Origin of the sequence: Cupriavidus sp. U2 (assembly GCF_009663685.2) — a bacterium.
GTDB classification, from domain to species: domain Bacteria; phylum Pseudomonadota; class Gammaproteobacteria; order Burkholderiales; family Burkholderiaceae; genus Cupriavidus; species Cupriavidus necator_C.
This window is the reverse complement of record NZ_RCOG02000027.1, coordinates 517,557-531,477: the sequence shown is the minus strand read 5'-3', so window position 1 is coordinate 531,477 and position 13,921 is coordinate 517,557. Positions and strand designations below refer to the sequence as shown.

Genomic DNA, 13,921 nt, shown 5'->3' with positions numbered 1-13,921 from the left:
GCGCTCCTCATGCCGCGGCGCGCAGTACGCGCACCTGTTCTGCAACGATGGGCTCGGTGGGCACGCGCGGTCGCACCAGATCCGCCAGGTTGACCACGTCGGCCACACGCCCCGGCCGGGCCGCCAGCCGGACCACACGGTCTGCCAGCACCACTGCTTCCTCCATATCGTGCGTCACGAACACCACGGTCATGCCATTGCCGGCCTGAATGCGCAGCAATTCGTCGTGCATCTGGCTGCGCGTCTGGGGATCGAGCTTCGAAAACGGCTCGTCCATCAGCAGGACTTCGGGCTGCACGGCCAGGCTGCGGGCCAGCGCCACGCGGCTGCGCATGCCGCCCGATAACGCGTGCGGCCAGGCGTCGCCGTGTGCGTGCAGGCCTACGAGTTCCAGCATGTCGTCGGCGCGGCGGCGACGATCGGCGCGCGACAGGTTGCTGGCTTCGAGGCCGAACGCGACGTTATCGCGCACGGTACGCCACGGCAGCAAGCGGTCTTCCTGGAACATATAGGCGATACGGCGCCAGTCGGACACCTGTGGGGCGGGCACGCCGTCCACCGCAAGCTGCCCGGCGTCCGGGAGCACAAGCCCGGAAAGGATGTTCAGCAAGGTGCTCTTGCCGCAACCGGACGGACCAACCAGCGCCAGTACCTCGCCACGGCGCACGCTGACGTCGACCCCGGCGAGAATCGTGGCGGCACCAAATCGCTTGACGATGCCTTGCGCAGACAGAACGGGTGGGCTCATGCCGCACCTCCGGCCACGCGCATCGGCAGGTAGGTGCCGGCCTGCGACAGGCTGGCATACACCTTTTCCATGGTCTGCGTGCGGAATGCCTCGATGTGGCGGCGCGCGATCGTTTCGGCAGCCTTCTCGTCGTGATCCTCGAAGGCCTTGATCAGCGAGTTGTGGTCGTGGCGGATTTCGGGACGCACGCGCTGAACGTTGAAGCCGAGCGCGACAAGGCGCGACATTTCGTCCATCAGCGCCGACAGCGTGCGCGTCAGGCGCTCGTTGCCGGTGGCGTGGACGATGGCAAGGTGGAACTGCTTGTTCGCGTCCATGAACTTGTCGATGCGGCGCGGCGCCGGAATCGCGTATTCATCGCGGCACGCTGCCTCCAGCCCGTGCAGCAGCGCCGTGTCGACGCGGCCGACGGCCAGCCGGGCAGCCATGGGCTCCAGCTGCACGCGCAGCGCGAAGACTTCCTCGACGTCCTTGAGCGTGATGGGCGCCACCTGATATCCACGGCGCGGACGCGCAAAGATCAGCCGGTCGTGCGCCAATCGCGTGAGCGCGATACGGCAGCTGTTCTTGCCGAAGCCGTAGGCGGTCATCAACTCGCCTTCGGTGACCAGTGCGCCCGGCACCAGCTTGCAGGACAGGATGTCGCGGCGCAGCGCCGCGTATGCGGCCAGGCCCAGACTGGTGTCCTGGGCGTCCTCTGCAATGCCGGCCTGCACGATCATTGTCCCTTGCTCCTTCGCGATTGTCGGGCGGTACGCATGTCCGCCTTGAAATACATGGGCGTAGCTTAGAGCCGAGGCATTGGGAAGCAAACGAACGGTTTTACGGAAGCATATGAAGACGCTGCTGTGACTGGGCAGCCCAGCACTGTGAGCTGCTCACAGGAACGCCGTGGGCACCGCAGCGCGAACAGAACCATGCAAGAAGACGTGGTCGATACACGCCAATGCCGGCAGTGCTCAGGGATCGGTGCAACGGAAGGGGGGAGACTGCGCCCCCGGCCAGGTCCGGCGGGGGGCGAGAGAGAGGGGGGAAGTGCGGTCAGTCCAGCAGGTCGGGCTCGGCTTTCACCAGTCCGGCGTAGAGGCTTTCGAATGCGTGCAGCGAGCCTTCGTTGCCACCGACCTGTCCATGCGTATGCCGGGCCGTCGCTTCGTCGATGGGCTGCGGCGTGCCAGCGGCCTCGGCCAGCAACTGCGTATGGGCGGCGTTGTCCAGTGCGATGTACAACCAGGCGGTGGCTTCGACGGTCGGGCCGGCGGTGAGGATGCCGTGGTTCTTCAGGATCGCGCCCTTGTGGGTCTGGCCATTGCCCTTGTCCAGCGCCTGGGCGATCCGGTGGCCTTCGGAGGTGTCGACCACCATCCCCGTGAAGTCGTCGAACAGCACATGATCCTCGAAGAACGAGCATGCGTCCTGCGTCAGCGGATCGAGCTGGCGTCCGAGCGTGGACCACGCCTTGCCGTAAGTGGAATGGGTGTGCGCGGCCGCGACGATATGGGGATGTGCTTCATGAATCGCCGCGTGGATCGCGAACGCTGCCTTGTTCAGCGGTCGGTCGCCGACCACCGTCTCGCCTTGCGCATTGACAAGCAGCAGGTCGGAAACCCGGATACGCGAGAAATGGACCCCCAGCGGGTTGACCCAGAAGTGGTCGGGAAACTCGGGATCGCGCGCGGTGATATGGCCCGCCAGGCCGAGTGCGAATCCCTGGCGCGCGAAGATCCGGAACGCGCCAGCCAGCCGTTCCTGCCGATGGCGTCGCTCCGCCTCGATCGTTGGCCGTGTGGGGACCGGATCAAACCAGAACTTCTGCTGTGGTTTGGGGTTGGGAACGAACGCGCCACGGCGTTCGATCGGCAATACGCTGCTCATGTCGGGCCTTTCGGTAGGGAACACCGCATGAACCTACGCCGGCCTGCCGCGAAATGGAACGAAGCATTCGGCACGAGGATATGACACGAATGCCATGTAGCTACCGATGCGTGTGCCAGGGCACCAGCCATTGCGCGAGCCGGCGCATGGCGAGATCGAACAGCCACGCAATGGCGCCGATCAGCACGATGCCCATCACCACCACATCGGTCCGCAGAAAGTTCGACGCATTGAGCACAAGCTGACCCAGGCCGGCGGTGGCAGCCACCATCTCGGCGGCCACCAGTGTTGTCCAGCCGAAGCCGATGGCAATGCGCAGGCCGGTCAGGATCTCCGGCAAGGCCGCTGGCAGCACCACGTGGCGGACCAGTTGCCATCGCGTGGCGCCCATCGATTGGGCGGCGTGCAACTGCTCGGTCGGTACGCCGGCCACCCCGGCGCGTGTGGCGAGCGCGATCGGCGCAAAGCACGCCAGGTAGATGAGCAGCAGCTTGGCCGTCTCGTCGATGCCGAACCAGATCACGATCAGGGGCAGATACGCCAGCGGCGGCAGCGGCCGGTAGAACTCGAGCATGGGGTCGGCGATGCCCCGTGCTACACGGCTCGTGCCCATCAACAACCCCACCGGCACTGCCGTGACGGCCGCTAACAGGAAAGCGCCGAACACACGGGCCAGGCTCCATGCCACGTGCTGCCACAACAGCAGACCGCCTTGCACGTTGCCGTCCCAGGCTTGAACGGCAGCATGCCAGACGGCCGAGGGCGGCGGCAGGAACAAAGGTGGAATCCAGCCCGCACTGGTGATTGCCAGCCAGAGGCCAAGCAACGCGAGGATGGTGGCGGCCGTGATGGTGCCGGTCCGGCCGCTGCCCAGACGTGGCAGCACCTGGGCCACGGGGATGATCGCTTGGGCGTCGGCGTTGGGTGACGCAACGGTCGCACCCTGCAGCGGCACGGCGGCGACGGTCTCGTCAGCGTGGCTCATGCGGGTTGCCCGTGTATCAGGTGGAGAAGGCGCTCGCGCCAGGCAATGAATTCGGGCGACGCTTTCACGGCCCGGGCATCGCCGGTCTCGATATATCGCTGAACGAATGGCAGCGGAAATTCGTGTGCGATGCGGCCTGGGCCGGCCGACATCACAACGACCCGGGTGCCCAGAAACAGGGCTTCTTCCACGCTGTGGGTGATGAAGAACACAGTCTTTCCGGTTGCTGCCCAGACCCTGGCCAGCACCTCCTGGACCGATTCGCGCGATAACGCATCGAGCGCGCCCATCGGTTCGTCCATCAACAGCACGCGGGGGTCGTTCGCCAGCGCGCGTGCAATGCCAACGCGCTGCTGCATTCCGCCAGACAATTGGTAGACGGGCGCGGTGCCGTGACGCTCAAGGCCCACCAGACGGAGTTGATGCTGCGCGAGCGCGAGGCGTTCGGCGCGGGCGATACCCCGAAACCTCAGCCCGAGCGCGACATTGTCCTGCACATTGAGCCATGGCATCAGCGCATGCTTCTGGAAGACGACGCCCAGCCCCGGACCGGGGCCAGTGACAGGTTCGCCATCCAGCAGGATGCGTCCGGAGGACGGCCGGACAAATCCGGCCAGGCAGTTCAGCAGTGTGGTCTTGCCACAACCGGACGGCCCGAGAGCCACCACGAACTCGCCCGGCGCGATGGTCAGGTCAACGCCGGACAGCGCCAGCGAGGCATGATCGCCAGACGAAGCAAAGCGCACTGCCACGCGGTGCGCTTCGATGCGGCCGCGCGTCCCTGGGCTGGCCTCGTCCGTTATTGCGCGAGCTTGCGTACCCATGTCGCGTTGACGCCGGTGGCATAGTCGGGCAAGACAGTCTGGATGGTGCCCTGGCTCTTCAGGAATGCCGCGGTAGCCGCCAGCGACTTCGCCGCGCCCCCGCCAAGCCAGGCCGCCGAGGCCTGCTGCTGGGGCGTGGGGAAGTCATACAGGGCCAGGCTGGCCGGCACGTCGGCAGCCTCTGCGCCCGACCACTTCGCCACTGCCTTGACCTGCGGCGATTCCGGCGTCCACGCTGCCTTGTTGGCCCGGTACGCCGCATCGGTATCGGCCAGAATCCTGACGAAAGTCGTCAGGAACGCGTCATTGTCCCGGGCGAACGCCTTGTTGACGACGATACCGTCAAAGGTCGCCTTGCCGGTTTCCTGTGCGATCCTGCCTGAAGTGGTCAGGACATGGCCGCTCTTCTTGGCCTTTGCCAGCACGGGGTCCCAGATGAACGTCGCGTCGATGTCGCCCCGTTCCCACGCGGCGGCAATCTCGGGCGGGCGCATATTAACGATCTTCACGCTGCGCGGATCGACCTTGGCCGTTTCCAGTGCCAGTAACGTGTGGAAGTGCGATGTGGAGACGAACGGCACTGCCAGGCGCTTGCCCTTGAGATCGGCCAGCGACTTCACATCGCTGCCGTGGCGCGTGACCAACGCTTCGGCGTCGTTGATATTGTCGAGAATCCAGAACAGTTCGATACCCAGGCCCTGCGACAGGCCCGCGGCAATCGGCGCGGAGCCCGCTTCGCCAATTTGCACCGAACCCGACGCTAGCGCGCGAATGACATCCGCGCCGCTGGCCAGCTTGCGGAACGTAACCTTGTAGCCGGTTTGCTTCTCGATGGTCTGGGCATCCTGCGCATAGCGCCATGGCACCACCATGTCCTGGTACGCGATCACGACTTCCTTCGATTGGGCGATGGCGGTGCCGGCAATCAGCAGCGCGGCGCAGGCCATCATCGTCTTCAGCAAGATTTTCATGGGCGTTGGTCATGGCAGGAAAGACGGCCAGTATAGGAAGCGGCGCCGGCGGCGAGAAGGAAGTTTTCGGCCAATGCTTATCCGGTTTTCGCGATACGCGCCCTACCGCCGACGACGCACGGCATATCGATATCGGCTTTCGTTCGTTCCCGTCCGTGAAGGGCTTCCTTATGCTCGTGTGCCAGACACCATTGCAAACGCTCGCCCGTTCCCCGCATGCCCGCTGCCTCGCCTTCCCCCCAGCTTCACCTCAATCTCAACGCGCTGCATTCAGGCTTCGTGCCGTCGGCCTGGCGCCTGCCAGGCAGCGATCCGCGTGCCTTTGTCGATGTGCAGCACTATGTCCGGCTGGCGCAGATCGCCGAAGCGGGCAAGTTCGATGCCATCTTTCTGGCCGATAACGCGTCCATCGCCGATCAGATCAACTTTCGGCCCATTACCGCGCTGGAGCCCACCGTGCTGCTTGCCTGCGTCGCAGCGGCCACGCGTCATATCGGGCTGGTGGCAACTGCCTCGACGAGCTACAACGAGCCGTACAACATCGCGCGGCGCTTTGCCACGCTGGATCACGTCAGTGGCGGGCGCGCGGGATGGAATGTCGTGACGACGGCCGATGCCGGGTCCGCGCGCAACTTCGGTCGGGCGGGGCCGCCCGATCATGCACAACGCTACGCGCGCGCCGACGAGTTCACGAGCGTGGTCAAGGCGCTATGGGATAGCTGGGAAGACAGCGCGTTCGTCGGGGATCGTCAGTCGGGCAGCTTCGTGGACACGGCCCGCCTGCAGCCCATTGCGCACCATGGCCTGTTCTTTGATGTGCAAGGGCCGCTGAACCTGCCACGGCCGCCCCAAGGGCATCCGGTGCTGTTCCAGGCCGGTGGGTCGGACGATGGCCGCGAACTGGCGGCCCGTCATGCGGAAGCCGTGTTTTCGGCCTCCCAATCGCTGGAGGAGTCGCGCGAATACCGCCTGGCGCTGAATCAGCGTGCCGAAGCCCTGGGTCGCGGGCCTGGCGCGATCAAGGTCCTGCCGGGGCTGACGACGATCGTCGGTGCAACCGAGGCGCAGGCGCGCCAACGACGCGATGCGCTGGTCGACCTGATTCCGTGGGACTACAGCCTGAACCGGCTGGCCGGCACGCTTGGCATTACCGCCGACCGGCTGTCACTTGATGCGCCGTTGCCGGATGGGCTCGCGCTGCCGGCCAATGGCAATCACACGTTCTTTCGCGCGACGATTGCGCTTGCGCAGCGCCAGAACCTGACGGTACGCGAGCTGATCCGCGAGCTTGCGGGCGGCGGTGGGCATCGCGTCATCGTCGGCACCCCCGAACAGATCGCCGATGACATCGAGCACTGGTTCCGCAGCGGCGCGGCCGATGGGTTCAACCTGATGCCCGATGCGTTGCCCGATGGGGTACAGGATTTTGTGGAAGGGGTGGTGCCGATCCTGCAGCGCCGCGGCCTTTTCCGCAAGGACTACGAGGGCAGCACCTTGCGCGAGCACATGGGGCTGGCCCGCCCGGCGGGCAGGACGGCCTCGCGCGCGGCGGCGTAGTCCGCATTTGCTATATCGGATTACTTCGTGGACCCGGGCGGGAGGGTTTCATAGACTGGTGCTTCCCAAACTCTCGCACCTCTCATCATGAAACGACGCTCCGCCCTTGGTGTCATCGCTACGCTGGCTCTGGTGCTGGCCGCCTTGCCGATTGCATCGGCCTACGCCCAGTCATCGGGCGGCAAGCCGCTGAAGGTTGGCGTGCGCGGCGGCGTGGACGAGGAGATCTGGGAGGTTGTTACCCGGGAGGCGGCCAGGAACGGCCTGAAGGTCGAGACAGTGATCATCACCGGCACCGCGAGCCCGAACGAGGCGCTGAACAACGGTGACCTTGACGCCAATTCGTTCCAGCACATTCCATTCCTGCGTGACCAGATCAAGCAGCGCGGCTACAAGATCACCAACGTGGGCGACACGCTGATCTCGCCGATCGCGTTCTATTCGCGCAAGGTGAAGTCGCTGGAGTCGCTGCCGAATGGCGCCCGCATCGGTATTCCCAACGATCCCAGCAACCAGACCCGGGCGTTGGTCATCCTGCGCGACCACGGCCTGATCAAGCTGAAGGACGGCTTCGATCCGTACACGGGCACCGTCTCGCTGGCCGATATCACGGCCAATCCGCGCAAGCTCGAGTTCATCGAAAGTGCGTCGGTGGTGCTGCCGCGTGCGCTGCCCGACGTGGATGCCGCCGCCATCGTCAACACGTTCGCCTACCAGGCCGGCCTGATTGCCACGCGCGATGGCATCGCGGTGGAAAAGCGGGAGAACAATCCCTACGTCAATGTCATTGCCGTGCGTGAGAAGGACCGGGCCGCACCGTGGGTGCAGCAACTGGTCAAGTCCTACCAGTCCGAGGCGGTGCGCAAGTTCATCCTGACCAAGTATCAGGGGTCGGTCATTCCGGCGTTCTGAGGCGCCGAAGAAAAGGGACTATTGCATGCGCACGATTTCGCAATTGCCGGCGCGCGACCCGCACATCGTGTTCGAGCAGGTCGGCAAGACCTATGCGGGCGCCGCCGCGCCTGCGCTGGCGGACGTCTCGTTCACGATCGAACGCGGCGAGGTATTCGGCATCATCGGCCGCAGTGGCGCGGGAAAGTCGACGCTGCTGCGGAGCATCAACATGCTGGAGCGGCCTGACCGTGGTCACGTATGGATAGACGACACCGACATCGGCAAGCTCCACGAGGATGGTCTGGTCACGCTACGCAGGCGCATCGGCATGATCTTCCAGCACTTCAACCTGATGTCGGCGAAGAACGTCTTCGACAACGTGGCGCTGCCGCTGCGCGTGGCGGGCGTGCGGCGCGCGGAGATCGAAACCCGTGTCAACGACCTGCTTGCGACAGTGGGGCTCGCGGACAAGGCCCAGGCCTACCCGGCGATGCTGTCGGGCGGTCAGAAGCAGCGCGTGGGTATTGCGCGCGCGCTGGTACACCGCCCGGAGATCCTGTTGTGCGACGAAGCGACTTCGGCGCTCGATCCGGAAACAACCGAGCAGATACTGGCGTTGCTGCGGGACATCAACAAGCAGTTCGGCCTAACGGTGGTGCTGATCACGCACGACATTGCTGTGATCGAGGAGGCTTGCGACCGGGTGCTGGTGCTGGATCACGGCCAGGTGAAAGAGCAGGGTCCGGTATGGCGCATATTTGCCGACCCGCAGGCGGAAGCCACGCTGTCGCTGCTGCGCCCGCTGCGCAAGCGTCTGCCTGCGAACGTACATCCCGCGGAGGAATGCCATCGTGTTGCCAATGGCTGAGAAGTACCTGAAGGCGTTCGGTGAAACGCTGCTGATGACCGGCAGCGCCTGCCTGGTGGTGTTTGTCGTCGGCATGGCGCTGGCCATCGTGCTGACCGTGACCGCGCCTGGCGGCCTGGCCCCGAGGCCGCGAACGAACCGCGTGCTGTCGGTGCTGGTCAACATGTTTCGTTCGATCCCTTTCATCATCCTGCTGGTGGCCATGCTGCCCGTTACGCGGCTGATCGTCGGCACGACGATGGGCACATGGGCTGCCGTGGTGCCGCTAAGCGCGCATCTGATTCCGTTCTTTGCGCGGGTGTCGCAGGTGGCGCTCAATGAAACCGATGCGGGGCTGATCGAGGCGGCGCGGGCCATGGGCTGCCGACGCTGGCACATTGTGCGGCACGTGTTGTTGCCGGAGGCGCTGCCGGCGCTGATCGGCGGGGCCACCGTCACCGTGATTGCGATGATCGGTTCGTCGGCCATGGCAGGTGCCGTGGGAGCGGGTGGGCTCGGTGACCTGGCGATCCGCTATGGCTACGAACGCTATGAAACGGCCGTCATGTTCAATGTGATCGCCATCCTGGTGGTTCTGGTAACGGTGGTGCAATTCACGGGCGAGCGACTGGCTCGCCGTTTCGATCACCGGCGATAGCACCGCCGCCGTCTCCTTTTCGGAGTGGCGGCGTCTTGTCAGAACAGGCCGGTCGTGGGCGGCGGTTCGTCCTTCAGCAGCCATGCGCCCACGGCGGCCGCCTTCCATTGGCGGGGGTTGTGATTGGCCACGGTGCGCGCATTGCGCCAGTGGCGATCCAGGTTGTACTGGCGGTCGCAGGCGGATGCCCCGCCGACATCGAACGCCAGCTCCGCACTCTTCAGCGCGGCCGCCACGGCGAAGTGTTGCGCCTGGGCGACGTCGATCGACGCCTGCGTCAGTGACGCATTGCTGAGGTTGTCCGCCCAGGCGGCGTCAATGGCGTCGGCGGCGCGCAGCGTGGCGGCTTCGGCCGCAAACACTTGTGCGGCAATCTGGCCAATCGTCTCCTGCACATAGGGATCGTCCACCGATCGCTCGGCCGAACTGTGCTTGATCGGCCGGGCCTTGTGGCGCGCGAACCAGACCGCGTCGTCCAGCGCGTTGCGGGCGATGCCGGCTTCGGTGGCGGCCAGAAAGAGCTGGAAGACCGGCGAGACCGGATTGCGGCGGTCACGTGGCAGGTGGCTGGCGCGCAATTCATCCGGCGCGACGCGCATGTTCGTAAATCGCGTGGTGCCGCTTGCGGTCAACCGCTGGCCGATGGTGTCGAAGTCATCGACCAGCGTCATGCCGGCTCGCTCGCGCGGCACCGTGAAGTGTGTTTCCTTGCCAGCCTCGTCGACGGCGATGGAGCTGATCCAGTCGGCGTAGAGCGCGCCGGTGCTGTAGTACTTGGTGCCGTTGACGATATAGTGATCGGCCTCTCGGACGATGGTGGCCTGGATGGCGCCATGCTTGCCGCCGCGCTCCACACCGCCATTGCCGACGATCTGGCCGCCCAGCAGCCGGTCGAACCAGCGCCTGCGATCGGCTTCATTGTCTTGGCCCGCGAGCAGGCCTTCGATGAGTCCGAAGTTGGGTCGCAATGCCTGGGCGAGGTTGGCATCGACGGCGGCCAGTTCCTGAACGAAGCGGATGGCATCGCGCACGCTGCCCCCGGGACCGCCATACGCCTTCGGGATGCGGAACGTCAGCAGGCCGGCATTGGCCACCTGGCGTACAAAATCAAAGGGCAGTTCGCGGCGGCTCTCCCGCTTTGCGGCATCCCGCGCGATCTCGGGCAGCAGGGCCTGGGCGCGCTGGCGAAGTACCGCGACATCGGCGGCCGGAGGCAGCGGTTGCGGTGTGGATGTAGGCGATGCGGTGGTCGTGTCGATCGCATTTGCAGGGGCAAGGGATTCTTGAAATGGCATGCTGTTGTCCTTCGGGTTTCTCGTCGAATGAGCACGAAAGACATCGTGCAGCAATTTTCTCGACGGGTAACGACCGATTCCGCATGCCCTTATGCGACCTTTGCGTGGCGCCCCCCCATTTCCTGCGCGGACCCGGCGGCTAGCCGAAGACTTTGCTCGCCTTCTGGCCAGGACCCGGGTTCAGGCCGCGGATAGCGGTTCGCAGGCATCTGCCTGCTCGTCCCGCGCGAATCTTCTATTGACGCGGCTGCTCGTCCCGACAGCGGCTTTGGTTGGCTCGATTTTCCATACAGACAACAACGCGTCGAACTCGTCCTCCACAGGCGACACGCCACGCAGGAACGCTTCAGGCGGACCGCCCAATACATGGATGGACAAGGTGTATCCCGATTTATGGACATGCTGAAGCACTCCCGCCCCTGCCAGAACCTTGCGGGCTCGTCCGAAATCGTGGTTGGACAGCAGGTTGCGTTCAACGATTTCCTTGCGGGTGAGACACTCTCCGCCTCTAAGCAAGGCATACAACGATTCCGCGCACTCCTGATCGGATTTGGTGGACCTCAAAGCGGCTCCTTGGCAGGTATGACTGGTCGGTACGATGAGAAATTCGGGGAAGTCGGCAGCTTCGGTGGCATGAGTGGTCGAAGCGTCGATGACACCCGCCGTGTTTGGAAAGCCGTGCGGACCCGCCCGTCAATTGACGGAGCCAACCTCCAGGTTGCTCCGTGCACTCGCATGCCGACTTGTCGCGGGTGGAACGTATGTCATTCCCAGCTTGTCGGCGCAGCGCACGAGCTCTGCGAGCGAGTCGATCTCCAGCTTGTCCATGATGTGGGCGCGGTGGACCTTCACGGTTTTCTCGACGATGCCGAGGAAGTTGGCGACCTCCTTGTTCCGGAGTCCGGTCGTGACCATCGCCATGACCTCTCGCTCGCGATTTGTCAGCCGCTGCATCTTTGCATCGAGGGCCGCCTTGATGGTGCGCTCCATACCGCGTTGCGTGGCCAACGCCAGCGCACGACTCACCGCCGTGACCAGACGGTCCTCGGCCACCGGTTTCTCAAGAAGATCGATGGCGCCGGCCGTCATCGTCTCAACGGTTTGCTTCACATCCGCACAGCCTGTCAACATGATGAAGGGCACATGCGACGGCAACAGCTTCAGCAGTTCGTGACCACTGATGCCAGGCAGGATCAACTCCGCCACCACGCAGGCAGGGCCGCGGATGCCGTCAAGGGCAACCCGACACTCTTCGGCCGAACCGAACGTCCTCGATGAGAATCCTTTTGCAAGCAGCAGCCGTCCTAAGGCCTTGCGAATGCTTTCATCGTCGTCCACAACAATCACGGTCCCGGTCATCGCGCGTACCCTCTTTAGAAATGGGGTTGACTCCCGGCCACATTACCGACCGTCGCGGCCGTCCACAACCGCTCTTCGGGTTGAGCGAAAAGTTTCATACCGACTTCTGAAATGACTTTCAACGTGCAGACGTCAGGGAAGGATGCGATGCGACTTTTTACAACCGCCGTCGGTCTCGCCAGCGAAGCGGGGCGGTTCCACACGAAGCGCGAAGCTGTGGATGTCCACACCGGTTTGCAGGGCCGGGAAGAAAATTTTTTCGAAGAATCGGGTTTCTGTAGCATGGAATGCCAAGCACACGGCAGTCGAAGCGGGATTTTGGAAGTACTTTTTAGGGGGTTCGTCGTAGCATGGTCTTCCGATTCAAGGATGACTGGAAATGAGTGCGGACACCCTGCGGTACTTCGATTACGCTGCAACGACACCAGCGGACCCTCGCGTGATGGAGGCGATGTTCGGCTGTCTCGGGGCCGACGGCGTCTTCGGAAACCCTGCGTCAAATTCCCACGCTGCGGGACTCGTGGCAAAGAACCTGGTCGAGCAGGCTCGCGCGCAGGTTGCCGCTCTCATTGGCGCCGAGCCGTGCGAGATCGTGTGGACGTCCGGGGCAACGGAGTCGAACAACCTGGCTCTCAAGGGTTTCTTCGACTACGAGCAGGGGCGGCGCCATCTGATTACCAGCAGGCTGGAGCACAAGGCCATTCTGGATACGGCGGCGCATCTGGAGCGGCTTGATGTATCGGTCACCTACCTTGCGCCGGATGCGTCGGGAGGAATTTCGGTGGCCGCGGTGGAAGCGGCTTGCGGCCATCGTACGGGCCTCGTGTCGTTGATGATGGTGAACAACGAAATTGGCACCCTGACCAACATCGCCGAGATCTCACGGGTCGTTCATGCTGCTGGCGCGCTGCTTCACGTGGATGCAGCACAGGCTGCGGGCAAGACTGAAATAGACGTCAAGGCGATGGGCATCGACCTGCTGTCGATGTCGGCACATAAGCTCTATGGGCCGAAAGGCATCGGTGCGCTCTATGTCAGCCGCGAGGTGGCGCCTCGTATTGCCTGTCAGATGCACGGCGGAGGGCACGAACAAGGACTACGATCTGGAACGCTTGCTACGCATCAGATCGTGGGCATGGGCACCGCTTGCGAACTGGCGCGCCTGCAAATGGCATCTGACAATCAGCGTATCGCGCAACTGAGCGAACGCCTGCTGAATGGTGTGCGCGCATCGGGTGTTGTCACGCAGAACGTCTCCAACGCGACCCGCATCCCACACACACTCAGTCTGACGGTGAATCTGCCCGGGTTCTTGCCGCTTATGCTGGCCGATGGCCTGGCCGTGTCCTCCACGTCGGCATGCAATTCGGCGGCTGGCAAGGCCTCTCACGTGCTGACATGCATCGGGCTCGATGAAGATGCCGCGCAACGCACGGTGCGGCTGAGCCTTGGACGGTTCACAACGGAGGCAGATGTCGACTTTGCGGTCGACTGCTTCCAGAACGTCATTGCCCGGTGCCAGCAAGTGCGAGCGGGGCGACAGGAAATGCAGATCCAGCATCTTTCGGACGACGTCAGCGTTGCGGCGCAGTTGAGCGATGCCGGCGTGCGGACGGCGCATGCACTTGGGTTCCGCGCCATCGTCTGCAACCGGCACGATGGCGAGGCTGACGGTCAGGCCCGGTTTGCAAATATCGCTGAGGTGGCGGATTCGCTTGGCATGGCCGCACGCTACCTGCCGGTGAAATCGGACGGTGTCACCGCCGAGGACGCCGCAGCCTTCGGTGCGCTGGTGGCAGAACTGCCGAAGCCCGTGCTCGCGTACTGCCGTACGGGTACCCGCTCGGCGACGCTATGGCGTCTGGCGGCAACCAGTTCAGGCTGACTGCGGGCGAGGCCTCGGCAGCA

General features: G+C 64.3%; 13 protein-coding genes and 1 pseudogene. 5 read left to right on the top strand and 9 right to left on the bottom strand.

What is annotated here, in order from left to right; translation table 11 throughout:
- Positions 1–7: 7 nt before the first annotated feature.
- From D9X30_RS22040 to tauA, 6 genes are all read right to left on the bottom strand, one after another.
- Positions 8–748 (bottom strand): ABC transporter ATP-binding protein, encoded by a 741-nt coding sequence (locus D9X30_RS22040; RefSeq protein ID WP_153945770.1) that lies wholly within the window; start codon positions 746–748, stop codon positions 8–10.
- Entirely contained in the window at positions 745–1,470 is a 726-nt protein-coding gene (locus tag D9X30_RS22035; RefSeq protein ID WP_153945771.1) for a GntR family transcriptional regulator, read from the bottom strand. Before D9X30_RS22035 ends, D9X30_RS22040 begins: the two co-directional genes overlap by 4 nt.
- A gap of 319 nt (positions 1,471–1,789) precedes the next feature.
- Entirely contained in the window at positions 1,790–2,623 is an 834-nt protein-coding gene (locus D9X30_RS22030; RefSeq protein ID WP_153945772.1) for a class II aldolase/adducin family protein, read from the bottom strand.
- A 100-nt stretch (positions 2,624–2,723) separates the two neighbouring features.
- Positions 2,724–3,608 (bottom strand): ABC transporter permease subunit, encoded by an 885-nt coding sequence (locus tag D9X30_RS22025; protein ID WP_153945773.1) that lies wholly within the window; start codon positions 3,606–3,608, stop codon positions 2,724–2,726.
- Positions 3,605–4,432, bottom strand: coding sequence for a taurine ABC transporter ATP-binding protein (locus D9X30_RS22020; protein WP_153945774.1), 828 nt, complete (start codon positions 4,430–4,432; stop codon positions 3,605–3,607). The genes D9X30_RS22025 and D9X30_RS22020 overlap by 4 nt, the downstream gene beginning before the upstream one ends.
- On the bottom strand, positions 4,408–5,403 hold the full coding sequence (gene tauA, locus D9X30_RS22015; RefSeq protein ID WP_153945775.1) for a taurine ABC transporter substrate-binding protein: 996 nt from the start codon (positions 5,401–5,403) through the stop codon (positions 4,408–4,410). Before tauA ends, D9X30_RS22020 begins: the two co-directional genes overlap by 25 nt.
- 216 nt (positions 5,404–5,619) lie before the next feature.
- Between tauA and D9X30_RS22010 the strand changes: the two genes are divergently transcribed.
- The 4 genes and pseudogenes from D9X30_RS22010 (at position 5,620) to D9X30_RS21995 (ending at position 9,359) form a co-directional block, all read left to right on the top strand.
- Complete coding sequence (locus tag D9X30_RS22010) at positions 5,620–6,960, top strand: LLM class flavin-dependent oxidoreductase (RefSeq protein WP_153945776.1); 1,341 nt, start codon at positions 5,620–5,622, stop codon at positions 6,958–6,960.
- 87 nt (positions 6,961–7,047) lie between these two features.
- Positions 7,048–7,872 (top strand): MetQ/NlpA family ABC transporter substrate-binding protein, encoded by an 825-nt coding sequence (locus tag D9X30_RS22005; protein WP_153945777.1) that lies wholly within the window; start codon positions 7,048–7,050, stop codon positions 7,870–7,872.
- A 25-nt stretch (positions 7,873–7,897) separates the two neighbouring features.
- A pseudogene (locus tag D9X30_RS22000) lies at positions 7,898–8,683 on the top strand (methionine ABC transporter ATP-binding protein); the annotation flags it as partial.
- 31 nt (positions 8,684–8,714) lie between these two features.
- A complete protein-coding gene (locus tag D9X30_RS21995; protein WP_153946078.1) occupies positions 8,715–9,359 on the top strand; it encodes a methionine ABC transporter permease in 645 nt (214 codons plus the stop codon).
- A 38-nt stretch (positions 9,360–9,397) separates the two neighbouring features.
- Here D9X30_RS21995 and D9X30_RS21990 read toward each other — a convergent pair whose 3' ends face one another.
- The 3 genes from D9X30_RS21990 to D9X30_RS21980 form a co-directional block, all read right to left on the bottom strand.
- Positions 9,398–10,654 carry an acyl-CoA dehydrogenase family protein gene (locus tag D9X30_RS21990; RefSeq protein ID WP_153945779.1) on the bottom strand — a complete coding sequence of 419 codons (1,257 nt, stop codon included), beginning with the start codon at positions 10,652–10,654 and terminating at the stop codon, positions 9,398–9,400.
- Positions 10,655–10,834: 180 nt separating this feature from the next.
- Positions 10,835–11,218, bottom strand: a complete 384-nt coding sequence (locus tag D9X30_RS21985; protein WP_153945780.1) for a hypothetical protein — start codon at positions 11,216–11,218, stop codon at positions 10,835–10,837.
- Between the two features lie 129 nt (positions 11,219–11,347).
- The gene (locus D9X30_RS21980) at positions 11,348–12,013 is read right to left on the bottom strand and encodes a response regulator transcription factor (protein WP_153945781.1); all 666 of its coding nucleotides are present in this window, start codon (positions 12,011–12,013) and stop codon (positions 11,348–11,350) included.
- A 379-nt stretch (positions 12,014–12,392) separates the two neighbouring features.
- Here D9X30_RS21980 and D9X30_RS21975 point away from each other — a divergent pair, with 379 nt between their 5' ends.
- Positions 12,393–13,898 (top strand): aminotransferase class V-fold PLP-dependent enzyme, encoded by a 1,506-nt coding sequence (locus D9X30_RS21975; protein ID WP_153945782.1) that lies wholly within the window; start codon positions 12,393–12,395, stop codon positions 13,896–13,898.
- Positions 13,899–13,921 lie beyond the last annotated feature (23 nt).